Origin of the sequence: Actinomadura sp. 1N219 (assembly GCF_044326405.1) — a bacterium.
In the GTDB taxonomy this organism is placed as follows: domain Bacteria; phylum Actinomycetota; class Actinomycetes; order Streptosporangiales; family Streptosporangiaceae; genus Spirillospora.
The window spans coordinates 662,626-686,673 of record NZ_JBIRAY010000001.1; the positions used below are offsets into that span (position 1 = coordinate 662,626).

General features: G+C 69.9%; 22 protein-coding genes and 1 pseudogene. 14 read left to right on the forward strand and 9 right to left on the reverse strand.

The window, feature by feature from the left end; translation table 11 throughout:
* Window positions 1-12: 12 nt before the first annotated feature.
* Genes ACH35V_RS03020 through ACH35V_RS03045 form a run of 6 tightly spaced genes read left to right on the forward strand, consistent with a single transcriptional unit; the run spans window position 13 to window position 7,567 of the window.
* Complete coding sequence (locus tag ACH35V_RS03020) at window positions 13-819, forward strand: enoyl-CoA hydratase/isomerase family protein (RefSeq protein WP_395969954.1); 807 nt, start codon at window positions 13-15, stop codon at window positions 817-819.
* Between the two features lie 56 nt (window positions 820-875).
* The gene (locus ACH35V_RS03025; RefSeq protein ID WP_395969955.1) at window positions 876-3,158 is read left to right on the forward strand and encodes a CoA transferase; all 2,283 of its coding nucleotides are present in this window, start codon (window positions 876-878) and stop codon (window positions 3,156-3,158) included.
* On the forward strand, window positions 3,155-4,327 hold the full coding sequence (locus tag ACH35V_RS03030; RefSeq protein ID WP_395969956.1) for a thiolase domain-containing protein: 1,173 nt from the start codon (window positions 3,155-3,157) through the stop codon (window positions 4,325-4,327). The genes ACH35V_RS03025 and ACH35V_RS03030 overlap by 4 nt, the downstream gene beginning before the upstream one ends.
* Entirely contained in the window at window positions 4,324-4,770 is a 447-nt protein-coding gene (locus ACH35V_RS03035; RefSeq protein WP_395969957.1) for a Zn-ribbon domain-containing OB-fold protein, read from the forward strand. The genes ACH35V_RS03030 and ACH35V_RS03035 overlap by 4 nt, the downstream gene beginning before the upstream one ends.
* A complete protein-coding gene (locus ACH35V_RS03040; RefSeq protein ID WP_395969958.1) occupies window positions 4,767-6,158 on the forward strand; it encodes a 3-oxoacid CoA-transferase in 1,392 nt (463 codons plus the stop codon). Before ACH35V_RS03035 ends, ACH35V_RS03040 begins: the two co-directional genes overlap by 4 nt.
* Window positions 6,159-6,166: 8 nt before the next feature.
* The gene (locus tag ACH35V_RS03045; RefSeq protein ID WP_395969959.1) at window positions 6,167-7,567 is read left to right on the forward strand and encodes an amidase; all 1,401 of its coding nucleotides are present in this window, start codon (window positions 6,167-6,169) and stop codon (window positions 7,565-7,567) included.
* On the opposite strand, the pseudogene ACH35V_RS03050 reads toward ACH35V_RS03045, so the two are convergent.
* Window positions 7,522-8,793, reverse strand: a pseudogene (locus tag ACH35V_RS03050) (RNA-guided endonuclease InsQ/TnpB family protein). The gene ACH35V_RS03045 and the pseudogene ACH35V_RS03050 sit on opposite strands and share 46 nt — an antisense overlap.
* A gap of 119 nt (window positions 8,794-8,912) precedes the next feature.
* Here ACH35V_RS03050 and ACH35V_RS03055 point away from each other — a divergent pair.
* The 5 genes from ACH35V_RS03055 (at window position 8,913) to ACH35V_RS03075 (ending at window position 13,199) form a co-directional block, all read left to right on the forward strand.
* A complete protein-coding gene (locus ACH35V_RS03055; protein ID WP_395969960.1) occupies window positions 8,913-10,352 on the forward strand; it encodes an aldehyde dehydrogenase family protein in 1,440 nt (479 codons plus the stop codon).
* Window positions 10,353-10,359: 7 nt separating this feature from the next.
* Window positions 10,360-11,409, forward strand: a complete 1,050-nt coding sequence (locus ACH35V_RS03060) for an Ldh family oxidoreductase (RefSeq protein ID WP_395969961.1) — start codon at window positions 10,360-10,362, stop codon at window positions 11,407-11,409.
* Window positions 11,406-12,173 carry an N-acyl homoserine lactonase family protein gene (locus ACH35V_RS03065; RefSeq protein WP_395969962.1) on the forward strand — a complete coding sequence of 256 codons (768 nt, stop codon included), beginning with the start codon at window positions 11,406-11,408 and terminating at the stop codon, window positions 12,171-12,173. Before ACH35V_RS03060 ends, ACH35V_RS03065 begins: the two co-directional genes overlap by 4 nt.
* Window positions 12,174-12,216: 43 nt before the next feature.
* On the forward strand, window positions 12,217-12,411 hold the full coding sequence (locus tag ACH35V_RS03070) for a hypothetical protein (protein WP_395969963.1): 195 nt from the start codon (window positions 12,217-12,219) through the stop codon (window positions 12,409-12,411).
* A gap of 332 nt (window positions 12,412-12,743) precedes the next feature.
* The gene (locus tag ACH35V_RS03075) at window positions 12,744-13,199 is read left to right on the forward strand and encodes a hypothetical protein (RefSeq protein WP_395969964.1); all 456 of its coding nucleotides are present in this window, start codon (window positions 12,744-12,746) and stop codon (window positions 13,197-13,199) included.
* An 86-nt stretch (window positions 13,200-13,285) separates the two neighbouring features.
* Here ACH35V_RS03075 and ACH35V_RS03080 read toward each other — a convergent pair whose 3' ends face one another.
* From ACH35V_RS03080 to ACH35V_RS03090, 3 genes are all read right to left on the reverse strand, one after another.
* A complete protein-coding gene (locus ACH35V_RS03080) occupies window positions 13,286-13,753 on the reverse strand; it encodes a hypothetical protein (protein ID WP_395969965.1) in 468 nt (155 codons plus the stop codon).
* 496 nt (window positions 13,754-14,249) lie between these two features.
* Window positions 14,250-14,813 (reverse strand): snapalysin family zinc-dependent metalloprotease, encoded by a 564-nt coding sequence (locus tag ACH35V_RS03085; RefSeq protein WP_395969966.1) that lies wholly within the window; start codon window positions 14,811-14,813, stop codon window positions 14,250-14,252.
* Window positions 14,814-14,848: 35 nt separating this feature from the next.
* Entirely contained in the window at window positions 14,849-15,586 is a 738-nt protein-coding gene (locus ACH35V_RS03090; RefSeq protein ID WP_395969967.1) for a S1 family peptidase, read from the reverse strand.
* A gap of 371 nt (window positions 15,587-15,957) precedes the next feature.
* Between ACH35V_RS03090 and ACH35V_RS03095 the strand changes: the two genes are divergently transcribed.
* Window positions 15,958-16,947 carry a LysR family transcriptional regulator gene (locus ACH35V_RS03095; protein ID WP_395969968.1) on the forward strand — a complete coding sequence of 330 codons (990 nt, stop codon included), beginning with the start codon at window positions 15,958-15,960 and terminating at the stop codon, window positions 16,945-16,947.
* A 57-nt stretch (window positions 16,948-17,004) separates the two neighbouring features.
* Here the strand turns inward: ACH35V_RS03095 and ACH35V_RS03100 are convergent, their stop codons facing one another.
* From ACH35V_RS03100 to ACH35V_RS03110, 3 genes are all read right to left on the reverse strand, one after another.
* The gene (locus ACH35V_RS03100) at window positions 17,005-17,199 is read right to left on the reverse strand and encodes a DUF397 domain-containing protein (protein ID WP_395969969.1); all 195 of its coding nucleotides are present in this window, start codon (window positions 17,197-17,199) and stop codon (window positions 17,005-17,007) included.
* A gap of 63 nt (window positions 17,200-17,262) precedes the next feature.
* The gene (locus ACH35V_RS03105) at window positions 17,263-17,451 is read right to left on the reverse strand and encodes a DUF397 domain-containing protein (protein ID WP_395969970.1); all 189 of its coding nucleotides are present in this window, start codon (window positions 17,449-17,451) and stop codon (window positions 17,263-17,265) included.
* Window positions 17,448-18,263 (reverse strand): helix-turn-helix transcriptional regulator, encoded by an 816-nt coding sequence (locus ACH35V_RS03110; RefSeq protein ID WP_395969971.1) that lies wholly within the window; start codon window positions 18,261-18,263, stop codon window positions 17,448-17,450. Before ACH35V_RS03110 ends, ACH35V_RS03105 begins: the two co-directional genes overlap by 4 nt.
* Before the next feature lie 141 nt (window positions 18,264-18,404).
* Between ACH35V_RS03110 and ACH35V_RS03115 the strand changes: the two genes are divergently transcribed.
* Window positions 18,405-18,794 carry an ATP-binding protein gene (locus ACH35V_RS03115; RefSeq protein ID WP_395969972.1) on the forward strand — a complete coding sequence of 130 codons (390 nt, stop codon included), beginning with the start codon at window positions 18,405-18,407 and terminating at the stop codon, window positions 18,792-18,794.
* 150 nt (window positions 18,795-18,944) lie between these two features.
* On the opposite strand, the gene ACH35V_RS03120 is transcribed toward ACH35V_RS03115, so the two are convergent.
* Entirely contained in the window at window positions 18,945-20,300 is a 1,356-nt protein-coding gene (locus tag ACH35V_RS03120) for an LVIVD repeat-containing protein (RefSeq protein ID WP_395971122.1), read from the reverse strand.
* Window positions 20,301-20,553: 253 nt separating this feature from the next.
* On the opposite strand from ACH35V_RS03120, the gene ACH35V_RS03125 reads away from it, so the two are divergent.
* On the forward strand, window positions 20,554-21,198 hold the full coding sequence (locus ACH35V_RS03125) for a DUF305 domain-containing protein (RefSeq protein ID WP_395969973.1): 645 nt from the start codon (window positions 20,554-20,556) through the stop codon (window positions 21,196-21,198).
* A gap of 37 nt (window positions 21,199-21,235) precedes the next feature.
* Here ACH35V_RS03125 and ACH35V_RS03130 read toward each other — a convergent pair whose 3' ends face one another.
* A complete protein-coding gene (locus ACH35V_RS03130) occupies window positions 21,236-23,953 on the reverse strand; it encodes a BTAD domain-containing putative transcriptional regulator (RefSeq protein ID WP_395969974.1) in 2,718 nt (905 codons plus the stop codon).
* Window positions 23,954-24,048: the final 95 nt, after the last annotated feature.

Sequence of the window (24,048 nt, forward strand, 5' to 3'; positions counted from 1 at the left end):
GGTTGAATTCAAATGGATCCGATCGCTGACCATGATCTCGTCCGGTACGAGGACCTGTCGGACGGCGTCGCCCGCATCACGCTGAACCGGCCCGAGAAGCGGAACGCGATGAGCCGGGCCGCCAGAGCGGCGCTGCTGGACGTGCTGGACCGCTGCGACGGGCACGTCCGGGTGATCGTCCTCACCGGCGCGGGACCGGCCTTCTGCGCGGGCGTCGACCTCAAGGAGTCCGCCGAGGAGGACATCGACAGCGACCGCCGCGGCGCGGGACGCCGCACGAGCTGGCTCACCGTCCAGGAGCGCATCCGGCAGCACTCGGCGATCGTCATCGCGGCCGTCAACGGGTACGCGCTCGGCGGCGGGCTGACCCTCATCAACTCGAGCGACCTCGCCGTCGCCGCCGACGACGCGCCGATCGGGATGCCCGAGGTCGGCTTCGGCCTGTACCCGGGGCTCGCGGGCCCGTCCACGCAGCTGCGGCTCGGGGCGAAGCGGGCCGCGTGGATGGTGCTGACCGCCGACCGGATCACCGGCGCGACGGCGGCGGAATGGGGGCTGGTGAACCTCGCCGTCCCGGCCGCCGAGCTCCAGTCCGCCGCGCTCGACCTCGCCCGCCGCGTCGCGCGGCACAACGCGGTGACGCTGTCGTGGGCGAAGCGCGCCCTCCACGAGATCCCCATGTACATCTCGGACTGGACGAAGGCCCTCGAATACGGCGAGGACGTCCGGCACCAGATCGCCGCGCGCACGGACGTGCTCGACGATCGGCACGCGACGCACCGGATGGCGGTCGGCCGGACCGGCGACGGCGCGCGATGAACCGTCCAGACGCGGCCGCCGGGGGAGGCGCCGCAACGACCGGCAGGGTCCTCCGGGTGGTCGAACTCGCCGACGGCGTGGCCGCCCAGGTCTGCGGGCGGCTGCTCGCGGGCCTCGGCCACGACGTGACCAAGTGCGAGCCGCCCGGCGGTGATCCGCTGCGCACCCGCGAGCCGGTCGACGCCGACGGCTTGAGCTACACGTTCGCCGCGCTCAACGCCGACAAGCGGAGCGTCGGGCTCGACCCGGCGGCCCCGGACGGCCACGCCCGCCTGGCGGAGTTGCTCGCGGCGGCCGACGTCCTGATCATGGACGCCGGTCCGCGCAGGGCGGCCGAGCTCGACCTGTCACCGGCCCGCCTGCGCGCCGCGCACCCGCGGCTCGTCGTCGTCGCGATCACGCCCTACGGGGCCACCGACCCGCGCTCCGACGCCTACGGCGACAGCCTGCTCGCCGAGTGCTACGGGGGCCTGGCCGCGATGGTCGGCGAGCCGGACCGGCGGCCGCTGAGCCTCGGCGGCGAGCAGACGGCGCACGCCGCCGCGTTCGTGGCCTTCTACGGGGCGATGCTCGCGCTGCGGCGCCCGGACGGCGACGTCGTGGACGTCGCCCTCTGCGACGTGGCCGCCTACATCGACTGGAAGAGCGACATCGTCTACACCGAGACCGGCCAGATCCCCGTCCGGACGGGCACGAGCATCGGGCGCTGGCGGACGGTCGAGGCCGCGGACGGCTGGGTCGGGTTCATCTTCCAGCCGGAGCAGTGGGACAGCGTCGTCACGCTCGTCGGCGACCCGGCGCTCGAGGACCCCAGGCTGCGCGGCGACAAGGCGCGCTTCGAGCTCGTCGACCTGTGGTGGCCGGCCGTCGAGCGGTGGGCCGCGCAGCGCACCAAGCGGGAGATCTACCTCGCCGCGCAGCGCCTCGGCCTGCCGTTCGGCTACTGCGCCGACCTGGCCGACCTCGCCGCCGACCCCCAGTACCAGGAGCGGTCGTTCTTCCCGGACGGCGGCGGAAGGCTGGCGCCCGTCGCCGGTCTGCCGTGGCGCTTCGGCCCCCCGCCCGGCCTGGCCGACGACGCCGGGACCGGCACGTCACGGCCCGTCCCGCGCACGATGGACGGTCCGTCGAACGGCCGCGAGAAGGCCCCGCTCGCCGGGCTCGTCGTCCTGGACCTCGGCACGATCACGGCGGGCGCCGCCACCGGCCGGCTGCTCGCCGACTACGGCGCCACCGTCATCAAGATCGAGGCGATGGAGCGGCCGGACGCGTTCCGCGTGTGGCCGGTGCCCGGCGCGGGCGACGCCGAGGTGATGGAGGAGTCGCCGCTCTTCGAGTCGAACAACGCCGGCAAGCTCGGCATCACGCTCGATCTGAAGACCGAGGCCGGGCGGGCGGAGATCCGGCGGCTCGCCGCGCGGTCCGACGCGCTGATCGAGAACTTCACCGTCGGCGTCACGCGCCGCCTCGGCATCGACTTCCCGACGCTGATCGAGGTCAACCCGCGGCTGATCTACCTGTCGCTGTCCAGCCAGGGGCAGTCGGGCCCCGAGTCGGGCACCCGCTCCTACGGCTCCAGCCTCGACCTGCTGTCCGGCCTCGCGTCGGTCACGGGGTACGCGGGGGAGCGCCCGATGTGGTCGTCGGCCGACATCAACTACCCCGACCAGATCGTCTCGCTGTTCGGCGCCGGGCTGATCGCCTACTGCGCGGCGCAGGACCTGCGCGGGACGTACCTCGACGTGTCGCAGCGGGAGCTGGTGAGCTGGACGCTCGCCGACCGCATCATCGAGCATCTCGACACCGGGACCGTTCCGGGGCCGTCCGGCAACCGGCGTCCCGGCAGCACGCCGCACGACGTGTACCGGTGCGGCGGCGACGACCAGTGGATCGCCGTCGCCTGCCGGACGGACGCCGAGCGCGCCGCGCTGGCGGCGCTCATCGGCGCCGGCCGGATGGCGGGCCGGACGGCCGGCTGGTGGGAGGAGAACCACCGGGAGGCCGACGCCGCGATCAGTGCCTGGACCCGGCGGCGCACGAAGGAAGAGTGCGTTCGCGAGCTGACCAGGGCGGGCGTACCGTCCGCGCCGGTCCAGTCCGCCCGCGAACGCGCCGAGGATCCGCATTTTCGGCGCCGCCGGGTCTTCCTCGACGAACCACGCCGCCAGAAGGGCTTCCCGCTGCGGCTGTTCGGCTACGAGCCGCCGCAGCCCAGCCCGGCCCCCCGCCTCGGCCAGCACGACGCCGAAATACGCAATGGCCATTTGCCGGGCGCCGCAGACGTGCCCGCTCCACGGGCCGCCGAATTCCCGTCCCCGCGTCCAAGAGGATCGACATGAACGCCAACGATGCCGCCGTCATCATCGGAGCCTACGAACATCCGGGCCGCGAGCTGCCGGACAAGTCGCTGGCGCAGATCCACGCCGAGGTCGCGATCGGAGCCTTGGCGGACGCGGGCCTGACGCTGGACGACGTCGACGGCTACTTCTGCGGCCACGACGCGCCAGGCTACGGCGGCGGCTGGGTCACCATGGCCGAGTACCTCGGCCTGCGCGACCTCACCTACATGGACTCGACGGAGTCCGGCGGCGCCTCGCCGATCTACCACGTGTCGCACGCGGCGGCGGCGATCGCGGCCGGGAAGTGCAGCGTCGCGCTGATCACGCTCGCGGGCAAGCCGCGGACGGGCATCCAGCCGGGCGGCGGCGGTCCGGCCTCCCCGCAGGACGACTTCGAAATGGCGATGTTCACCGGCGCGGGGCTGGTCAGCACCTACGCGCTGGCGGCCCGCCGGCACATGTACGAGTTCGGCACGACGAGCGAGCAGCTCGCCGAGATCAAGGTGGCGGCGACGAAGCACGCGTCCCACAACCCGAACGCCTTCCTGCAGAAGGTGCTGACGGTCGAGGACGTCGTCAACTCGCCGATGGTCGCCGACCCGCTGCACCGCGCGGACTGCTGCGTGGTCACGGACGGCGGCGGCGCCGTGGTCGTCGTCAGCCGCGAGGTCGCCCGCAGCCTGAACCGGCAGCCGGTGAAGATCCTCGGCCAGGGCGAGTCGGCGAAGCTGACCAACGGCGGCAAGCTCGACCTGACGTACACGAGCGCGGTGTGGTCGGGGCCGCGGGCGTACGAACAGGCCGGGGTCACTCCGCAGGACATCGACTACGTGTCGATCTACGACAGCTTCACGATCACCGTCCTGGAGATCCTGGAGGACCTCGGCTTCTGCGCGAAGGGCGAGGGCGGCCGCTTCGTCATGGACGGGACGCTCGTCGCCCCGCACGGGAAGCTCCCGTTCAACACCGACGGCGGCGGGCTGAGCAACAACCATCCGGGTCACCGCGGCGGCATCACCAAGACCATCGAGGCGGTGCGGCAGCTGCGCGGCGAGGCGAACCAGGGCGTGCAGGTCCCCGACTGCGAGATCGCCCTGGTGCACGGCAACGGCGGCGACCTGGGCACCCGGATGCGCAGCGCCACGATGATCTTGGGAAGGGAAGCATGAGCGAGGTACGGAGCCCGGTGCTGCCCGCGCAGGCGCCGGTGGTCAACCCGGACACCGCGGAGTTCTGGAAGGCGACCACCGAGGGCACATTCCTCGGCCGGCGCTGCGGCGACTGCGGGTCGGCGATCTGGTACCCGCGGCCGATCTGCCCGTTCTGCCACAGCGTGAACACGCGGTGGGAGGAGTTCAGCGGGCGGGGGGCCGTCTACTCCTACAGCGTCGTCCACCGGGCCGCCGGCGCGTGGAAGGGCGTCACGCCGTACGTCCTCGCCTACGTGGAGCTGGAGGAAGGGCCCCGCGTGATGACCAACATCGTCGACTGCGACGTCGAGAAGGTCGCCATCGGGGACGCGGTGGAAGTGGTGTTCGAGGACACCGGGAACGGCAGCGCGCTGCCGCGCTTCCGTCCGGTGCAGAGCGCGAGTGAAAAGGGACAGGCATGACCATCAACAAGGTGTACGAGTCTCCGCTGGCGGCCGTCGCCGACGTCCCGGACGGCGCGTCGGTGTCGATCGCCGGGTTCGGCAAGACCCACAGTTTCCCGACGAGCCTGACCGTCGCGCTCAGGGAGCAGGGCGCCCGGCAGCTGTGCCTGGTGGCCAACTCGCTCGGCGAAGGCCCCTACCGTTCGATCACTCTCGTTGAGAACCGGCAGGTCAACCGCTTGATCGTGTCGTTCTCGGCGCGGGCGGGGGAGGCGACGTCGGCGGCCGAGAAGCAGATCGCCGCGGGCGAGATCGAGGTCGAGCTGGTGCCGCAGGGCACGCTCGTGGAGCGGCTGCGCGCGGGCGGGGCCGGGATCGGCGCGTTCTTCACCCGCACCGCCGTCGGCACCGCGGTCGCGGACGGCAAGGAGACCCGCGTGATCAACGGGGTCGAGCACGTCCTGGAGATGGGGCTGAAGGTCGACTACGCGTTCATCCGCGCCGCCCGCGCCGACCGTTTCGGGAACCTGGAGTTCGACGGCGTCGGACGCAATTTCATGCCCGCGTTCGCCAAGGGCGCCGAGATCACGATCGCCGAAGTGGACGAGATCGTCGACGGCGAACTGCACCCGGAGCGAATTGGACTGCCGGGCATTTTCGTGAGCCGGGTCGTCCGCAAGACGGTCGACGTCGAGCACGACTTCCCGGTGGTGCGGGAGGGGCGCGGCGGCGACAGCGCCCGCACGGTCAACGGCAAGAAGGCGCTGACCCGCAAGCAGATGGCGGAGGTCGCGGCCGGGCTCGTGCCCAACGGCAGCTACATGAACCTTGGCCTCGGAATCCCGACGCTCATCTCGGACTACATTTCCGGGCGCGACATCGTCCTGCATTCGGAGAACGGCGTGCTCGGTTACGGGACGATCGCGTCGCGCGAGGACTACGACCCCGAGATCTACAACGCGGGCGGCCAGTACGTGCATCTGGAGAAGGGCGCGTCGTTCTTCGAGAGCGTGACGTCCTTCGAGATGGTGCGCGGCGGCAAGGTCGACTTCGTCGCGCTCGGGGCGTTCCAGGTGGACGCCGACGCCAACCTCGCCAACTGGAGCACCCCGAACATGGTGGGCGGCGGCATCGGCGGGGCGATGGACCTGGTCGCGGGCGACGTCAACGTGATGGTGCTGATGATGCACTCCGACTCCAAGGGCAACGCGAAGCTCGTCAACTCCTGCGAGTACCCGCTGACCGGGCTCAACTGCGTCAACCTCGTCGTCACCGACCTGTGCGTCCTGCGCCGCGTCGGCGACGCGTTCAAGCTCGAATACGTGGCGCCGGGATTCACCGCGGACGAGGTCGCCGCGCTCACCGAATTCGAGATCGACGCCTCTGACTTCGAGTCGGCGGCGTAGAGGCCACCGTGTCGGATCTTGCTGGAATGACGGCCGCGGAGCTGGCCGGGGCGTACGCGCGGCGCGAGACGTCGCCGGTGGAGGCGACCCGCGCCGCGCTGGCCGCGATCGAGGAGCGCGACGCCGAACTGAACGCGTTCGTCCTGGTCGACGCCGACGCCGCGGTGAAGGCGGCGGCCGAGTCGGAGGCCCGCTGGTCGGCCGGGACGCAGCGCGGCCGGGCCGACGGCGTCCCGACGTCCGTCAAGGACCTCGAACGGACCCGCGGCTGGCCGACCCTGCGCGGCACCTGGCTGGCGGACGAGGCAGGCCCATGGCCGGAGGACTCACCCAGCGTGGCCAGGCTGCGCGAAGCGGGCGCCGTCCTCATCGGCAAGACGACGACGCCCGAGTTCGGGTGGAAGAGCGTCACCGACTCGGACCGGTTCGGGATCACCAGGAACCCGCTGGACCCCGCGCTGACGCCCGGCGGTTCCAGCGGCGGCTCGGCGGCGGCGGTCGCGGCCGGGATGGGCACGTGGTCGGTCGGCACGGACGGCGGCGGGTCCGTCCGGGTGCCGGCGTCGTTCACCGGGACGGTCGGCCTCAAGCCGACCGGCGACCTGATCTCGTCGTACCCGCCCGGCAGCAACGGCCTGCTGTCGCATCGCGGGCCGATCACCCTGTCGGTGCTGGACGCCGCCATCATGCTCGACGTGATCGGACGCCCCGACCACCGCGACTGGGCGGCGCTGCCCGCCAAGGACGGCTCGTTCACGGACGGCATCGAAGCAGGCATCAAGGGCCTGACCATCGGCTACTCGCCCGATCTCGGCTACGGCCGCAACGACCCGGAGGTCGCCGCGCTGGTGGCCGAGGCGGTCGGCGTCCTGGCCGGGCTGGGCGCGCGCGTGACCGAGATCGAGCCGCTCTTCGACGATCCCGTCGAGGCGTTCCAGACACTGTGGTGCGCCGGGGTCGCGCGGACGCTCAAGCCCTACGGCCCGGACGACCTCGCCCGCGTCGACCCGGCACTGCTGGAGTACGCGGAGCAGGGCCGCGGCATCACCGCCGTGGAGTACCTGGACGCGATGGCCGTCTGCGCCGACCTCGGCCTCCGGATGGCGCGGTTCCACGAGTCGTACAACCTGCTCGTCACGCCGACCGTCCCGGGCGTCGCGTTCCCGGCGGGCCAGAACGGGCCCACCCCGGAGCTGTCGCAGGTCTGGGCGTCGTGGACGCCGTACACCTATCCGTTCAACATGACCAGGCAACCGGCGCTGAGCGTGCCGTGCGGGCGCACGCGGTCCGCCGGGCTGCCGGCCGGACTCCAGCTGGTGGGCCCCCGCCACCAGGACGCCCGCGTGCTCAGGGCCGGGCACGCCTACGAGACGGCGCGCGCCCACGAGACGAGAGGACACCACTCTTGACTTCCTCCCCACGGCTGAAGCCGGGGGTTTCCGGCCCTCGCAGGTCGGGTTTCCTGCTTCGCCGCCAGTTGCCCGCCGGGCTTGCGCCTTTGGGGTCTTACACCGGCTCCACAGGCGTTTCACCTCTCGGCCAGCCCGGCCGCGAGGATGTTGCGGGCCGCGTTCACATCCCGGTCGTGCACCGCGCCGCAGGCGCACTGCCACGACCGGATGTTCAGCGGCATTGCGTCTTGCCGGGTCCCGCACCCGCTGCACAGCTTCGTACTGGGGAACCACCGGTCGACCACGACGAGTTCGCGGCCGTACCAGCCGGTCTTGTACTCCAGCATGCCGCGCATCTCCCGCCAGGAGGCGTCGCAGATCGCGCGGGCGAGCGCGTGGTTGCCGAGCATGTTGCGGACGGCGAGGTCCTCGATCACGACCGTTTGGTTCTCGCGGACGAGCCGAGTGGTGAGCTTGTGCAGGAAGTCCCGTCTGCGGTCGGTGATCCGGGCGTGCACCCGGGCGACCCTGCCCCGGGCCTTGTCCCGGTTCTTCGACCCCTTGACCTTGCGGGCCAGCGACAGCTGGGCCTTGACCAGCTTGCGCCGGTCGCGCCGCGCGTACCGGGGGTTGGTGACCTTCTCCCCGGTGGACAGGGCCGCCAGGGACGTGATCCCCGCGTCCACGCCCACGGCGCGCTCGGTGGGAGGCAGGGGGCTGATCTTCTCCTGCACCAGGATGGACACGAACCACCGCCCGGCCGGGTCCCGGCTGACGGTGACGGTGGACGGCTCTGCGCCTGCGGGCAGCGGACGCGACCAGCGAACGTCCAGCGGCCCGTCCATCTTCGCCAAGGTCAGTGTCCCGTTCCGCCAGCGGAACGCCGACCGGGTGTACTCGGCCGACTGACGGGACTTCTTGCGGGACTTGAACGTCGGGTACTTGGCGCGCTTGGCGAAGAAGTTCACAAACCCTGCGTGCAGGTGCCGCAGGGCCTGCTGCAACGGGACCGAGGACACCTCGCCCAGGAACCCCAACTCCGGGGTCTTCTTCCACGCCGTCAGCATCGCCGAGGTGTGTGCGTAGGAGACCCTCCGGCCTTCGGCGGTGTAAGCGCGCGAGCGTTCCGCCAGCGCCTTGTTGTAGACCAGGCGGACGCAGCCGAAGGTCCGGGCGAGCTCTGCGGCCTGTTCGGGGGTGGGGTAGAAGCGGTACTTGTAGGCCCGTTTCACCGGCTGCGCCATGTCACACATCGTACTCGGACAGTGGCCGAGAGTCGCACACATGTTCGTATCCCTGCGGCACCGCGCCGCGTTTCCTCCCCACGCCTGAAGGCGGGCGCCTTCACACTCCAAGGAGAACGATGACGGAGCTACCCGCGGTCGAGAACCTGATCAACGGGGAGTGGCTGCGCAGCGATCATGAACGCACGGTGCACCACAAGTTCACCGGCGCGCCGCTCGCGACCTCGTACGACGCGACGCCCGGCATGGTGACGGACGCCGTGACCGTCGCGCGTGAGGCGAGCCGCACCCCGCTGAACCCGCTGCAGCGCTTCGAGATCCTGCGGGCGGTCGCCGACAAGATCGCGGAGAACCGCGAGCGGCTCGCCATGGACGTGGCGCGCGAGTCCGGGTTCAGCATCAAGGACTGCCTGGGCGACACCGACCGCGCCGTGCAGACGATGCTGACGTCCGCCGAGGAGGCGAAGCGGATCGACGGCGAGGTCGTGCCCATCCAGGCCGCGCCCGGGTTCGCGCACCGGCTGGCGTTCACGATCCGCACGCCGGTCGGCGTCGTCGGCGCGATCACGCCGTTCAACTCGCCGCTGAACACCGTCGCGCACAAGATCGGACCGGCGCTGGCGGCCGGGAACGCGGCGATCGTCAAGCCGTCGCCGTTCACGCCGATCGCCGCCGCGGCGCTGTGCCGGATGCTGCTGGACGCGGGACTGCCGCCGGGGCTGATCGGGCTGGTGCTCGGCCCGGGTGACCCGGTCGGGCAGGCCCTCGTCGATGACGAGCGCGTCGACTTCATCACCTTCACCGGCAGCACCGCCGCCGGGAAGGCCATCTCCGCGCGGCTCGGCATGCGGCGGGCGACGATGGAGTGCGGCAACGTGTCCGCGACCATCGTGTGCCGGGACGCCGACGTCCTGTCCGCCGCGCAGCAGTGCGCACGCGGCGCGTTCCGCAAGTCGGGCCAGGTGTGCACGTCGGTGCAGCGGCTCTACGTGCACGCGTCCGTGCTGGACGAGTTCCTGGGCGAACTGTCGGCGTCGGCGTCGAAGCTCGTCCTCGGGGACCCGGAGGACCCGGCGACCGACATCGGCCCGATGATCAGCGAGGACGCGGCGAAGCGCGCCGAGGAATGGGTGAACGCCGCCGTCGACCAGGGCGCCCGGATCGTGACCGGCGGCGGGCGGACCGGCCCGGTGATGGCCCCGACGATCCTGGTGGACGTCGCGCCCGAGGCCCGGCTGCTCTGCGAGGAGGCGTTCGCGCCCGTCGTGTCGGTCGTCCCGTTCGACGACCTCGACACCGTGATCGACAAGGTGAACGACACCCCGTACGGGCTGCAGGCGGGCATCTTCACCCGGGAGCTCGACACCGCCCTCACCGCCGCCAAGACCCTCCGGATGGGCGGCGTCGTGATCAACTCGACGTCGAGCACTCGCGCCGACCTGATGCCGTACGGCGGCGTCAAGGACAGCGGCTACGGGGTCGAGGGCCCCCGCTACGCCATCCGGGACATGACGGAGGAACGGCTGATCCTCATGGAGCCCGCCGGCGGGACGAGGTAGGGCGGCGATGTCGACCGTCCGGATCTCCGCCGCCGAGCTGCGGGACGCCGCGACGCGGATCTTCGCCGCGTGCGGGGTCCCGCCGGACGACGCCCGGCTCGTCGCGGACAGCCTCGTCCAGGCCGACCTGTGGGGGCACCAGTCGCACGGCGTGCTGCGCGTGGGCTGGTACGTCGACCGCATCCGGTCGGGCGTCATGTCAGGCGAGACCAAGGCCGAGCTCGTCGCCGACCACGGCGCCGTCGCGACCCTGGACGGGCACGACGGCGTCGGCCAGGTCATCACGGCACGCGCCGCCGAAGAGGCCATCGAAAGGGCGGAACGGCACGGCATAGGCGTCGTCTCCGTGCGGAACTCGAACCATTTCGGAACCGCCGCATACTTCACCAGAATGGCGCCGCCGCGCGGCTGCATCGGCGTCCTGACGACGAATTCGAGCCCCGCGATGGCGCCCTGGGGCGGGCGGGGGAAACTCGTCGGCAGCAACCCGTGGTCGATAGCCGCCCCGGTGGACGGCGACCGCCAGATGGTGCTGGACATCGCCAACACGGCCGTCGCCCGCGGAAAGATCTATCTCGCCCGGAACAGAGGCGAGGAGATCCCGGACGGATGGGCGGTCAGCGCGGACGGAGCGCCGACGCGGAACCCCGGGGAGGCCCTGCTCGGCACCGTCCTGCCGATGGCCGGCCATAAGGGATACGGCATCTCGGTGATGATGGACGTCCTGTCCGGGGTGCTCAGCGGAAGCGGCTTCGGCTCGGGCGTCAGCGGCCCCTACCAATCCGAGCTGCCGGGCAAGTCGGGCCACCTGTATCTGGCCCTCAACATTGCCTCGTTCAGCCCGGTGCAGGAATTCGAGGAGCGCATGCAGAACCTGGTCGCGGAACTGAAATCCGGTTCGCGGGAGGGGACGGAAGAGGTGCGCTACCCCGGCGAACTCGAAAGCCTCGCCGAAACGCGGAACGCGCGAGAAGGGCTGGCGCTGCCCGCACGGACCATCGCCGACCTGCGCCAGGTCGCCCATGACCTGGGCGTGGACGTGCTGGAGGAGCGATGAGCGTCACCGTCACCCCGATCCGCGTCGGACGGTCGGAGAACGTCCCGTTCGCCGCCGCCGTCTACGGCTCCGCCAGAGACACGACCATCGACATCCACATGTTCATGTTCGTGATCGAGGCCGGCGGGACGCGCGTCGTCGTCGACACCGGGACGCTGGATCCCGAATACGTGCGGCGGCATCACCCGTACGCCTTCGTGCGCACCCCCGAGGAATTGCCCGAGACGGCGCTGCGCGAATGCGGGTTCGACCCCGATGACGTCGACTACGTCGTCAACACGCATCTGCATTGGGACCACTGCTCGAACAACAGCCTGTTCCGGAACGCCCAGATCCTGGTGCACCGGCGCGAACTCGAATATGCCATGAACCCGCTGCCGCTGCACGAGCGCGCATACGAGAAACTGCCGGGCCTTCAGGCGCCCTGGATGTCGGCCTGGGACCGCATAGAGGCGATATCCCGTGAACAGCAGATCTGCCCGGGCGTCACCGTCGTCCCGCTGCCGGGGCACACGCCCGGCTCCCAAGGAGTCCTCGTCGAAACGGAGACCGGACGCTACCTGCTCGCCGGCGACGCCATGGGCGTCTACGAGAACTGGAACCCGGAAGACTGGCGAAAGAGCGTCCCGCCGACCATTCACACCAATCTCTTCGAGTGCTACGAGACCTTCGAGTTCGTCAACGGCCTCGACTGCGAAGTGGTCCCGAGCCACGACCACCGCCTGCTGGAAAGCACCCTGTTCCGCCATTCCGTAGCGACCTGAAACGCGCCCTCGGCCGGGGGGTACCAGCCTGCTCGGCAGGCGGATGCCGCACCTAGGGCTGCGGACCACCGACCTGGAACGCCCGCTCGCCTTCTACACCGCGCCCGGGTACGTTTCGCCCGGCCATGTCCTCGAGACGGGGTCCGGTAGCTTGACCATGCTCAAGCTGCCCGACGACCCGTTCGCTGGCGACCGGCCACTCGTCCGCCGGGAGGTCAAGCCCGACGTCGCCGGATAGGAGCGCCCCGCACGGACCCGCCTGGCCTTACGCGCAGCGAGTCCAGGCCGACCCGCGGTGCCGGTTTCCACGGACAAAGCGGGCCCGGCAGGCGGCCCGCCGGGAGGCCGTCCGGACGAGACGACCAGGACTCCGCCCGTTCGAGGAAGTTCGCATGTCTCCGGGAGGTCACCCGGCGAACGCATATCCGGCCACCCGATTCAAGGTTGCTGACCTTTTCAGACGGCCATCACTCCCGTGCGTGGACGGCGATAAACGGTGGCAATGCCGCCGCCACGGCTCTCATAGATGATCAGGGTTGTGCGGCGAGAGGACTCTGCGAGACTGGGCAGGTGGAGATCAAACCGGACCTCAATACCCGAAATCGCCTTTTCGGATGGTCGTGGGCGGTGACGTCGCTGATCGCGGCGGCAACGCTGGTCACCGGCTGCTCGGATTCCACGAAGTCTGATACGCCGACTTCAGCGACCGCGAATGCTCCCACGTCGGCTTCGCCAACCCCGAAGGCGCACACGCTGAATTTCACGATCATTGGAGAGGGGCGCCTTCGCGTCACCTACGTCGTCAACGGGAAGGAGACGACGGAGAAGGCGGTCGAGCTGCCCTGGCGCAAGACCATCCACTTGCCGGCGAAGCCCGGCCTGGACACCTGGCAGCTGAGGACGCAGGCCAGTGCCAAGGCCAAGGTCGAAACAGTGGTGAAAGTGGACGGCGGCGTCGCCGGCGGTGGCGGCTACTGCGAGGGAAATGGCTGCACTGGCGATGATTCCGGCTCGATCAGCGACTGAGCCACCGCACGGTGCGTGGCAGAGCCCCGGACGCGGGCGCGAGGGAACGCGGGCGGGGTCCTGCTTGATCTGCGCAGTTGCGTGAGCTATCTGCTGATCACCTTCCATGGGGTTCCCTCTGCCAACCATGGTTGGAGCATGTCCTCTTGATCGGCGATGAGATTCCCCGCACTGTCGACATCGGCGGCGTGTTCGAGTGGCTCCCGGCTCGTGACGGCTCCAACGAGGAAACGCTCGTCCCCATCCGGCAGCCCATCGTCCGTGCGGGCACGCAGGGTGTCCCGAACATAATCGATCTTCATCGGGTCGGCGGACCGGATGGCGATGCAGTAGAGCCTGGCGGTTCCGTTGAGGGTCGCATAGATGTCCCCGCCCAGCGCGTCGATGTCGAACAGAATGCCGATTTCGTGCCTGCCTTTACGCCAATTACGTGGTGCGGTGTGGTGTGCGTCGACGAAACGGAACCATTCACGGCTTCTTGGCCGGTATTGCAAGATCAGTGCCGGAACGATGAGCAGGGCGTTCCAGATGCCGATCAGCAGCAGACATCCCATGACCGTCACCGTGAACCGGGCGCGGTCGCTCCAAGGATCATCCACAACGCCGCCGCGACCGCCACCGACGATGGCCGAGGAGGCAATGGCATGTCGCCACGGCCCGGCGGGATGAACGGCTGGTCTTTGCCCAACGGTGCGGACTCGTGATCGTTCGTCATGGTCAACAACGTTTCACACGGTCGCCGAGACCCTTCTCGCCTTGTCCGTTTCCGGCCCCAACATTCTGCGACAATGAATTCGATCCCGAAAAGGCCTGGAGAAGCGCTCGATCACGGTCAGCGGGCGCGGCATGAGCGGCACGCCGCCACGACCGAGAGTCGCCGAACGGGCAGCCAGGCAGGATGGTTGCGGGTTCGGGGGATATCCGCCTCCTTGCGGAATGTTCGTCGGTGCCTGTTCCAGCAGTCCGTCACGACCTGAGGGCCGGGAGAAGGCTTGAGGGCGCCCGGTGGAGAGGATCGGGCGCCCTCATGCCGTTCTGGAAAGGCGGGTATCAGCGGCGGGCGAGGGCCGGGGCCTCAGTCAGGACGAGGCCCGGCGTGATGCCGGTGGTGCCGTTCTGGAAATTGCGTTCGACCTCGGCGATCTCCGCCGCGTTGGGGTTCGGGTTCTTGCAGGTGGTGCCGGCGCTGGCGCCGGACATCAGGTCCGTGCACAGGCCGGTGCGGCGGTCCGGCAGGCCGAGGATGTGCCCCAGTTCGTGGGACGCGATCCGGATCTCGTAGTGGCCCTCGTTGGTGGCCTGCCGGCCCATCCAGACGGTGCCGCGGCCAAGGCCCTGCGGTTGCGCGCGGGGCCACCCGTCGTCGGCGAGGATGCGGACGTCGGCGGGGGAGCCGGGGACGAACTCGACGTTGTCGAGGTGCTCGTTCCAGATCTTCGCGCCTTCGTCCCACGCCGCCTTGAACTCGGCGGCCTGGCTGGTGTCGTAGCGGATGGTGCGGACGTTGCCGGACTGCGCTCCGGGCGCCGCCGAAGCGGACACGCCGGTGCCGGTCAGGAAGGCCAGGCCGAGCAGCAGCGCGGCGCACGCCCTCAGCAGCTTTCTGGTGATCACGGGATACCTCGCTATGGGGTGAGTTGCCGGGACGGTCAGCGGTTCGCCGCCGCGCCGCCGCCGATGATCCGCATGATCTGCTCGCGGTAGGCGGTGACGTCCCCGTAGATGGCGGGGGCCTGAGCGCAGGTGTCGCCGCCGCGGCTGGTCGCGCCGACGAGCTCCCACGCGCCGGGTCCGCCGGTCACGGCGGGCCCGCCGGAGTCGCCGTAACAGGCGCCCCTGCCGTTGCCGCCGTCGGTGCAGATCTCGGCGTCCTGGATGCCGTCGCACCGGCCGGGCTCGACGATGGTGGTGTCGAGCTGCTGGAGCTGGACGGGCGGGCCGCCGCAGCCGCGCGTCGGGCAGGTCTGGCCCCAGCCGATCAGGCGGGTGGCCGACCCGACCGGCGCGCTGGCGGCGATGGAGATGGGCTTCATCGCCGAGGGGCTGGACAGGCGGAGCAGCGCGACGTCGCCGCCGAGCACCTGGCGGCTCGCGACCGAGCGGACCTCTCCGCCGGCGTTCCAGGTCCGCGTGCCGATCCGGACCTGGGTCGGCTGGCCGCAGTGCTCGGCGGTGACGACCCAGCTCGCCCCGACGAGGGAACCGCCGCAGCCGTGCCGCCCCCCTTGCTGCAGGGACGTCATGAAGGTGTAGGTCTCCGTCGCGGGCACGCCGCCCACGATGGTCGTCCTGGGAGGTGGCGGCGGTTCGGCGGCCGCCGCGACCGACGTTCCGGACAGCGTCAGGACCGCGATCGGTACGGCGGCCAGCAGTATGTGCTTCCTCATGAGCGGGGGGTCCTTTCACGAAAAGGGTTCGGCCTTTTCTACGCGCGACTTCAGGCCCGCGAGTGAACGGGTCCCGAGCGTGCGATGCGCGTAGCCGCGCTGCGATGTGAATGGCCAATCAGAACGCGCAGAGTCATACTCATCGCGACGGCGCACCCATGAGAACTCTCATTTGTTCATAGCATTTGGACTATGGTCCGAACGCTATAGCTCAGAAGCTATAGTTAAATCGTATGGGGCCGTCCTGCCGCAGGGGCTCTGGCCGGTGACGTCGCCCCTTAGAAGTACCGATACCGAATTCCACGCGACGGGCCCCTGAGACGACGTTGGAAACCTTGCGAGTCTTGGTGGATTGGCATAGCTTCCCGGCTATGCAGGTTGAACTGCGGCATTTGCGGCTGCTCCGCCAGCTCGCGGAGACAGGGAGCATCTCCCGCGCCGCGGCGAACCTGGGCGTCTCCCAGCCGACGCTCAGCAACCAGTTGCGCCGTATAGAGAAGGCTTTCGGGGGGCCGTTGTTCGTCCGCGGTCCGGACGGCATCAGGCCCACGGGGCTGGGGCGGCACGTCCTGGCCCGCGCCCGTGGTGTGCTCGCCGACGTCGACGACATGCTCACCACCGTGCCCGGCGGCGGGACCCGCACCGGGATCCGGCTCGGCACCCACCCCAACGTGTTGCTGGGCGAGTGGCTGCGCAGGCTGGAGAGCGAGATGCCGCACCGCACCGTCGGCACCAGCCTGGACTACTCCGGGGCCGTGCTCACGCAGCTCCTGGCCAACGACCAGGTCGACGTGGTGTTCATGGGACGGGTCGCCGACCACCACGCGCCGCCGTGCCCGCCCGGGATCACTGAGCGCGTCATCGCCATCGAGCCCTGCGGCGTCGCGCTCGCGTCCGCCCATCCGCTGGCGGCCCGGGGCCGGGTCAGCCTGAGCGACCTCGCCGGGGAGACGTGGATACCGCCGCAGGGCGGCGACGACGGCGGCACCGCCATGCTCCGCGCCGCCTGCGAGGCCGCCGGGTACACGCCCCGGTTCCGGTATGCCGGCGCGGACGTCAACAGCATGATCGGGTTCGTCGGGGCCAGGTTCGCGATCACGCTCGCGTCACCGACCTGGGTGCCAGGCGAGGAGATCACCGTCGTCGCGCTCGCGGGCCGCGCCACCGACGCCTACCGCGTCCTGCGCTGGCGCACCGCGACCGTGCCGACCAGCGAGATCGACATCCTGCACCGGACGTTCCACGAGCTGTACAAGCCGCATGTCCAGCGCAACACCGCCATGCTGAAGTGGCTCGCCGACCACCCCGACGCCCGCCCCCGCCTCATCGACGTCCCACCGCCTGCCGACGCGCACCGGTGACGCGCAGGCCATCAGGTGAATGCGTGCGGCAACGCTCGGGGGTTCGGGGAGAGACCGTCAGCGGGCGGGGTCCTGCTTGATCTGCTCCAGCAGCCCGGCGAACTGGGCAACGGTCAGGGTGAGGTGACCCCCGTCCGGATCCTTGGAGTCCCGCACCCCGACGCCGACCTCCGGCGCAAGACGACCCAGCTCAACGCATACGTCGTCGTTGCCGACACCGCTGTACGAGCTCTTGCGCCACTGGATGGTCATCAATACATCTCCAAGTACTGATCAACGAGGTCGCGCGAGGCGTCCGCTGGGTGCGAGGGACCGTCAGTGGGCGGGGTCCTGCTTGATCTGCTCCAGCAGGCCGGCGAACTGGGCGAGGGTCAGGGTGAGGTGGCCCGCGTCCGGGTCCTTCGAGTCCCGCATCCCAATGCCCGGCGCAAGTCGTCCCAGCTCAACGCAATGCTGGTCGTCAACCCCGCTACTGTGAGTGCTTTTCCGCCACTGAACGTTCATGTGTACTGCTCCAAGTACTGATCAACCAGGTCGCGCGAGGCGTCCGCCGGAAGGGCCTTTGCGCCGATGTGTTCAAACTTAGTCCAGAAGTCCCTCACCTCGCCTGGCCCTTCGATCAGCCGCCCGCCGTTTTGCGCGCCCGCATACGCCACGTCCCGATCCTCAATGCTGATGACCTGGAACGGGCCGTCGAAGCCACGGTGTGCACCTGCCGAAGACTGAACGAAACGAACGATGACGTTCGGAAGGTCCATCATCTTCCGTAGGTGGATGAGTTGCGCTTTCATGACGTCGCGTCCGCCCACCCAGCAGGAGAGAACGCTCTCGTCCATGAGAACCCACAGGAATGGCGGCTTCTCGCGGTCAAGAAGGGCTTGCTGACGGGCGATGCGCTCAGCGACCTCCGCCTCAGCGTCTTCGGCGGTGCCCTCATCGACAAGGGCCCGTATGTACTCCTCGGTCTCGAATGGTCTAGGGATCGTGCGACCGTGGTAGATCCTGATCGACTCCGACTGCTCCTCATACCTCACAAGCTGGCGTCCCCAGTCGGGGTCGTGGGCATTTCGGGCAAACCAGAGCATTAGCTGCAATAGCTTACCCGTGCCGTACTTCTCGTCCAGCTTCACGAGCTGGTCCTCCTGCGGCCGCTGTCTACCTGCCTCGATATTCGAAACAGTCGATCGCGTGACGCCAATGATCTTCCCGCACTGAGTCAGCGACAGACCCGCCTTCTCGCGAAGAAACCGCAGGTAGAAGGCCAGAAGATGCCACAGGGAGATCTTGGGTTCGAGGGGGTCGCGGACGATGGGCATCGGACGCACTCCTGTTTGGTCTATTTTTTCTAACAAGAAAACCCTAGAACGCCTCGTGATCCTTGTCACAGGAAATCGGAATCTTAGGCAAGGACGGGAACGATGGTGATGACGGCGAAAGGGGAAATGATCGTTCCCCTTATGGGAACACCGGCTTCGGTAGGGCTGGCAAGGACGCTCGCGGACTCGCGGCTGCGCAATTGGGACTATTTCCACATTCTCGACGATGCGCTTCTCATCGTCTCGGAGCTCGTCACCAACGCGGCCCGGCAGACGCCGAACCAGGAGATCCGCGTCCAGGTCAGCCGGGACGCGGACGGCCTGATCATCGCCGTCTGGGATCGCGACCCCCAGTACCCGCGCCCCAAGCCGCGCACCACTCTCACCCTCGAAGACCTCGACATCTCCGAGGACGCGTTCGACGACAACGGGGGCCGGGGGCTGCACATCGTCCGGGCCCTGTCCGTCCGATGCGGTGCCACGCGTGACCCGGCGGGAGGCAAATGGGTCTGGGCGCGAATGCGCCCGTAACGGGCTCGACCACATGCGGAGTCGCGGGCGTGCCGCCGTCACGAGGAGGGGACCTGACGGCGGCACGCCGCAATTCAACAGGTCCCTGGCCCGCCGAGCGAATTGCTCGGCGGGCCAGGGACCCGTTTGTGTCAGGTCAGGCGTTGTCGGTCAGTCGAAGTAGTTCGGCTGGGACTGGGCGTTGAGAACGTCCAGCCTGACGCGCTTGGCTGCGTCGGTCCTGCGGTCCCGGAGGTCGATGACGTCCAGGCCCCGCTGGATCTCGTTGGAGTAGATGTAGCCGTTGTAGTAGTACGTCGACCACGTGCCGGCCAGGTACTGCAGGTTGTTCGCCCACTCGCCGCGGTCGAGCCAGGCGATCTCCTTCGGGTTCCGGGAGTCGGTGAAGTCCATCACCGAGATGCCGCCCTGGTACCAGGACTGCACCATGATGTCCTTGCCCTTCACCGGGATCAGCGAGCCGTTGTGGGCCACGCAGTTCTCGTTCACGGTGTTGTGGCGCGGAATCTTGTAGTAGCTCCGGAACTTCAGCTCGCGGTGCTTGCCCTTCCCGACGATGTCGTAGATGGCGTTGGCGCCCTTCTCAGGGCCGATCTCCGGGTTGCAGGTCGCCGCCGAACCGCCGCCCAGCTCATCGGTGAAGACGATCTTCGTGGCGCTGTTGTTGAACGTCGCCGAGTGCCAGAACGCGAAGTTCTGGTCGTCGCGCACGCTGGTGATGGTGCGCGGCTTGAGCGGGTCGGAGATGTCGAACAGCACGCCGTCGCCCATGCAGGCCCCGGCCATCAGGTCACGGTCGGGGTAGGCGGTCAGGTCGTGGCAGCCCGAGGTGGCCCGGGTCTGGTTCGGCCACTGCGTGTCCGGCGGGTCGCCGGGGTTGCCGCCGTCCGGGAACAGCACCGGCTCGGCCGCCACGCTCGCCGCCTCCGGGTGCCGCAGCGGGACCTTCACGATCGAGATCAGGTCGTGCGGGGTCTTGCAGTCCGGGTAGGTGTCGTTCGGCGAGTACGAGGACACGTAGATGTAGGCGTTGCGCTTGCTCGGGACGAGCGTGTTGGTGTGCGAGCCGCACTTGGTCTCGACGGCCTTGACGTACCGCGGGTTGCGGACGTCGCTGATGTCGAAGATCTTGATGCCCTCCCACGCCGACTTCTCGGTCGCGGGCTTGGCCACGGACTGGCACGAGTCGTCGCTCCGCGAGCTGTCCGTCGACAGGAACAGCAGGTCCCCGGCGATCGAGACGTCGTTCTGTGAGCCGGGGCAGTGCACGACGGTGACGACCTTCGGCTGCGTCGGCCGGCTGATGTCGTAGACGGTGAAGCCCTCATAGTTGCCGCCGAAGGCGTACCGGCCCTTGAAGGCCCAGTCCGAGCCGTACGCGGCGGGTGCGGCGAGCGGCCCCTGCTTGGGGATGTTCGCCAGATGGTGCATGTTCGGGGTCTTGGTGATCTCGTCGCCCGCCGGGACGCGGTCGGCCGACGCCCCCGGGACGAGGACGGTGGACATCACCAGGACGATGCCGGTGAGGGTACCCAAGATGGTCCTGCGTCCGGTTCTTCGCTTAGGAGCTCTCGTCACCCCTGACTCCTTTGTCTGCGCGGCTCCATGAATGGATCCTGATCTTCCGGAGTATGGAGTGTTTTGGGTTCAATGTATAGGTCTGAACTTGTCTGTATGCGACTTGGTACTTAAGACCCTTTTGTTTAACCCTGCTCTACGGATACCGTCCGTGTGCCGGGTGGGACGTTCGGGAGGTTTGATGAGGCACCGGATCGCGGTGGCGGGCGCGGCGGTCGCGATGGCCGCGGGCGCCCTGACGGGCTGCGGCGGCGATGGCGACGACGGCGAGCGCGAGGCGGCTCCGTCGCGGACCGTGGTGGTCCCCGGACGGCCGGGCGAACCCAACAAGACCCAGGTCGCGGGCCCGCGCACGGCCGCGCCGCCCACCGCCGCCGAGGTCAGGTTCGTGCAGATGATGATCCCGCACCATGCCCAGGCGCTGGAGATGTCGGCGCTGGCCCCGGGCCGCGCGTCCGACAAGCGGGTGCGGTCGCTGGCGTCCCGCATCGACACGGCGCAGAAGGTCGAGATCTCGGCGATGCGGTCGTGGCTCGAACAGAACGCGGAGGCCGTCCTGAAGGCGTCCGGCCGCAACCACGGCGGGCACGCCGGCATGCCGGGGATGGCGACGTCTGAGCAGCTCAAGCAGCTCAAGGCCGCGAACGGCGCCGCGTTCGACAGGCTCTACCTGACGCTGATGATCACGCACCACCGGGGCGCGCTGACGATGGTGAAGGACGTCCTGGACAAGGGCACCGACGTCACCGTTCAAGAGATGGCGCGCGACGTCCAGTCCACACAGATGGCCGAGATCGGCCGCATGCAGGAGCTGCTGTCGGGTTGACCGCGGGCCGGCCGCCCGCGCTGACCCGACCCCGCGGCTAGGGCTCGGCGGCGGTCAGGCGGGCGCGGACCTTGGCCGCCTGCGGGGCGCCCAGCTGCTCGAAGATGCCGAGCGCCTGGCCCCATAACCGGCGCGCGGCCACGCGGTCGCCGGTGTCGTTCTTGATCTTGCCCAGATTGAACAGGGCGAGGCCCTCGCCGAGGCGGTTGCCGATCGTGCGGGCGACGGCCAGGGCGCGCAGCGAGTGGTCCTCGGCCTCGTCGAGGCGGCCGAGGTCGCGGTAGGTCTGGCCGAGCGCCCACAGCGCCCGGCTCCTTCCCCAGTGGTCGGCGACATCGTCGAAGAGGGCCAGCGCCCGCCGGGAGTACTCGATGGCGTCGCCCGGCCGGCGGACCTTCGCGCAGATCTCGCCGAGCTGGTAGAGGACCCACGCCTCCCCCCACTGATCGCCGATGGCGCGGAAGATCTCCAGCGCGCCCAGGCAGTCGTCCATCGCCTCCTCGAACTGCCGCAGGTCAGCGTGCGCCACGCTGCGCAGGGTCCGGGCGGACGCCTCGACCCAGGGTTCGCCGATCTCCCGGCTGATCGCGACGGCCGCCTCGAACCGCTCGAACGCCGTGTCGTGCCGGTGCAGGTCGCGGTACGCGTTGGCGATGCTGGTCAGCAGGTGCGCCTCGGCGTACCGGTCCTCGTTGCGGCGGGCGGCGGCGAGGCCGAGCTCATGCGTGGTGACCCACTCGGTCCACCGGGTGCGGAGGCTGAAATAGCTCCAGAGCGTGAACGGGAGCTTCCACGCGACGTCGTACAGGCCGGTGCGTGCGGCGTGGCGTGTCGCGGCCACCAGGTTGAGCCGCTCCTGCTCGCACCACCGCAGCGCGGCGGCGGGGGAGGACGGCGCGGCGGGGCGGCAGTCCGGAACGTCGAGCGGGACGCGGCGGCGCCCCGGCATCAGGATCCGGTCGGTGGCGTCGGCGGAGTGCAGGTACCAGTCGAGGACGCGGCGTACGGCCGCGTCCCGCTCCGCCGCCGGCTCGTCGGCCTGCGCGCGGTCCCGGGCGTAGACGCGCAGCAGGTCGTGCAGCCGGTACCGTTCGCAGGCCGTCTCCTGCAGGAGGTGGACGTCGGTCAGCGTGTCCAGCTGCCCGCGCGCACGCTGCCGTTCCTGGCCGGTGAGCGCGGCGACCGCGTCGAGGCTGATGTCAGGACCGGGATGCAGGCCGAGGAGCCGGAAGGTGCGGGCGGCGTCCGGCGGCAGCGCGTGGTAGGACCAGGAGAACGCGGCGCGCACGGCCGTGGTCTCGTCGTCGGGCGCCGCGAGCAGGTCGAGGCGGTCGTGCTCGTTCTCCAGCTCCCGGGTCAGATCGGCCAGCGTGAGGTGCGGGCGCGTCGCGGCGCGCTCCGCGGCCAGCCGCAGCGCGAGCGGGAGGCCCGCGCACAGCCGCGCCAGCTCCTCGGCCGCCTCGGGTTCGGCGTCGACCCTGGCCGCCCCCATCACCTCGCGCAGCAGTGACAGCGACTCGTCCCGCGACAGGACGTCGACGGGAACGCGATGCGCGCCCGACCGGACGACGAGCCCGGACAGGCTGCTGCGGCTGGTCACGACCGCCAGGCATCCGCCCGCGCCCGGCAGCAGCCACCTGAGCTGCGCGGACGACGCGGCGTTGTCCAGCATGATCAGCATGCGCCGCCGGTCGAGCTGGGACCGGTACATCGCGGCGCGCTCCTCCAGCGTCGGCGGGATCGCCGCGGGCGGGACGCGGAGGGCGCGCAGGAACCCGTCGAGAACCTCGTCGGGCCGCGCCGGCGGGCCGATCCGGCTGTAGCCGCGCAGGTCGGCGAAGAGGGTTCCGTCCGGGAACTCGTCGCGTATCCGGTACGCCCAGTGCACCGCCAGCGTCGTCTTGCCCACACCGGCCATGCCCGACATCGACGCGATCACCACGGTGCCCGGCCGGGCGCCGGGCTCCGGCAGCAGGCCCGCGAGGCGGGCGAGCTCGGCGGTGCGGCCGCTGAAGCCCGACACGTCGGGCGGCAGCTGCTGGGGAACCGGGGCCGCGGGCTCAGCGCCGTCCACCGCCCGGACCGGGGCGGCGAGATCCAGCGACGGGTCGCCGGCGAGGATCGCCGCCTCCAGCCGGCGCAGCCCGGCGCCGGGTTCGATGCCCAGCTCCTCGCTGAGCGCGCGGCGCGTGTCGCGGTAGACCTGCAGCGCCTCGGCCTGGCGGCCCGAACGGTACAGGGCGAGCATGAGCTGCGCCCGGAACCCTTCCCTGAGCGGATGCTCGGCGGCCAGCACCCGGAGCTCGCCGGCCAGCTCGGCGTGCCGGCCCAGCTCCAGGCCGGCGGAGATCCGGTCCTCGACGGTTCCCAGGCGCATCTCGTCCAGCCGGACGGCCTCGTCGCGCAGCGGCCGGCATTCGCCGAGCCCCTCGTAGGCGTCGCCGCGCCACAGGTCGAGCGCCTCGCTCAGCATCGAATGCGCGGCGGACACGTCACCGCTCTCGGCGGCCTCGCGTCCGCGCCCGACGAGGTCGGTGAAGCGCTGGGCGTCGAGTTCCCCTGGCCGGACGGTGAGGGCGTAGCCGCACGCGAGCCTGGCGATCCGCTCCGGGCTCTCCAGCGTCCTGCGCAGCGTGTGCACGTACATCCGCAGGTTCGCGGCCGCCGATCGGGGCGGCCGGTCCTCCCACAGGGCGTCGGCGAGCAGGTCGTCGGAGACCGCCTTATTGGCGTTGCGGAGCAGAACGGCCAGCACGATCTGTAATTTCAACGGAGTCGGCTCAAGGGCGCGTTCGCCTTCCGTCACCGAGAGTGGCCCCAGAATTCCGAACCGCATAGAGATCCCCCATC

What these genes read in the sequence shown, in the direction of transcription:
- ACH35V_RS03120 (WP_395971122.1), bottom strand. Translation starts at nt 20,300, where the DNA reads ATGTCCACCGTCCTCGTCCCGGGGGCGTCGGCCGACCGCGTCCCGGCG.
- ACH35V_RS03125 (WP_395969973.1), top strand. Translation starts at nt 20,554, where the DNA reads ATGAGGCACCGGATCGCGGTGGCGGGCGCGGCGGTCGCGATGGCCGCG.
- ACH35V_RS03060 (WP_395969961.1), top strand. Translation starts at nt 10,360, where the DNA reads ATGTCGACCGTCCGGATCTCCGCCGCCGAGCTGCGGGACGCCGCGACG.
- ACH35V_RS03055 (WP_395969960.1), top strand. Translation starts at nt 8,913, where the DNA reads ATGACGGAGCTACCCGCGGTCGAGAACCTGATCAACGGGGAGTGGCTG.
- ACH35V_RS03070 (WP_395969963.1), top strand. Translation starts at nt 12,217, where the DNA reads ATGCCGCACCTAGGGCTGCGGACCACCGACCTGGAACGCCCGCTCGCC.
- ACH35V_RS03095 (WP_395969968.1), top strand. Translation starts at nt 15,958, where the DNA reads ATGCAGGTTGAACTGCGGCATTTGCGGCTGCTCCGCCAGCTCGCGGAG.
- ACH35V_RS03080 (WP_395969965.1), bottom strand. Translation starts at nt 13,753, where the DNA reads ATGGGATGTCTGCTGCTGATCGGCATCTGGAACGCCCTGCTCATCGTT.
- ACH35V_RS03035 (WP_395969957.1), top strand. Translation starts at nt 4,324, where the DNA reads ATGAGCGAGGTACGGAGCCCGGTGCTGCCCGCGCAGGCGCCGGTGGTC.
- ACH35V_RS03030 (WP_395969956.1), top strand. Translation starts at nt 3,155, where the DNA reads ATGAACGCCAACGATGCCGCCGTCATCATCGGAGCCTACGAACATCCG.
- ACH35V_RS03105 (WP_395969970.1), bottom strand. Translation starts at nt 17,451, where the DNA reads ATGAACGTTCAGTGGCGGAAAAGCACTCACAGTAGCGGGGTTGACGAC.
- ACH35V_RS03110 (WP_395969971.1), bottom strand. Translation starts at nt 18,263, where the DNA reads ATGCCCATCGTCCGCGACCCCCTCGAACCCAAGATCTCCCTGTGGCAT.
- ACH35V_RS03100 (WP_395969969.1), bottom strand. Translation starts at nt 17,199, where the DNA reads ATGACCATCCAGTGGCGCAAGAGCTCGTACAGCGGTGTCGGCAACGAC.
- ACH35V_RS03040 (WP_395969958.1), top strand. Translation starts at nt 4,767, where the DNA reads ATGACCATCAACAAGGTGTACGAGTCTCCGCTGGCGGCCGTCGCCGAC.
- ACH35V_RS03090 (WP_395969967.1), bottom strand. Translation starts at nt 15,586, where the DNA reads ATGAGGAAGCACATACTGCTGGCCGCCGTACCGATCGCGGTCCTGACG.
- ACH35V_RS03065 (WP_395969962.1), top strand. Translation starts at nt 11,406, where the DNA reads ATGAGCGTCACCGTCACCCCGATCCGCGTCGGACGGTCGGAGAACGTC.
- ACH35V_RS03020 (WP_395969954.1), top strand. Translation starts at nt 13, where the DNA reads ATGGATCCGATCGCTGACCATGATCTCGTCCGGTACGAGGACCTGTCG.
- ACH35V_RS03115 (WP_395969972.1), top strand. Translation starts at nt 18,405, where the DNA reads ATGGGAACACCGGCTTCGGTAGGGCTGGCAAGGACGCTCGCGGACTCG.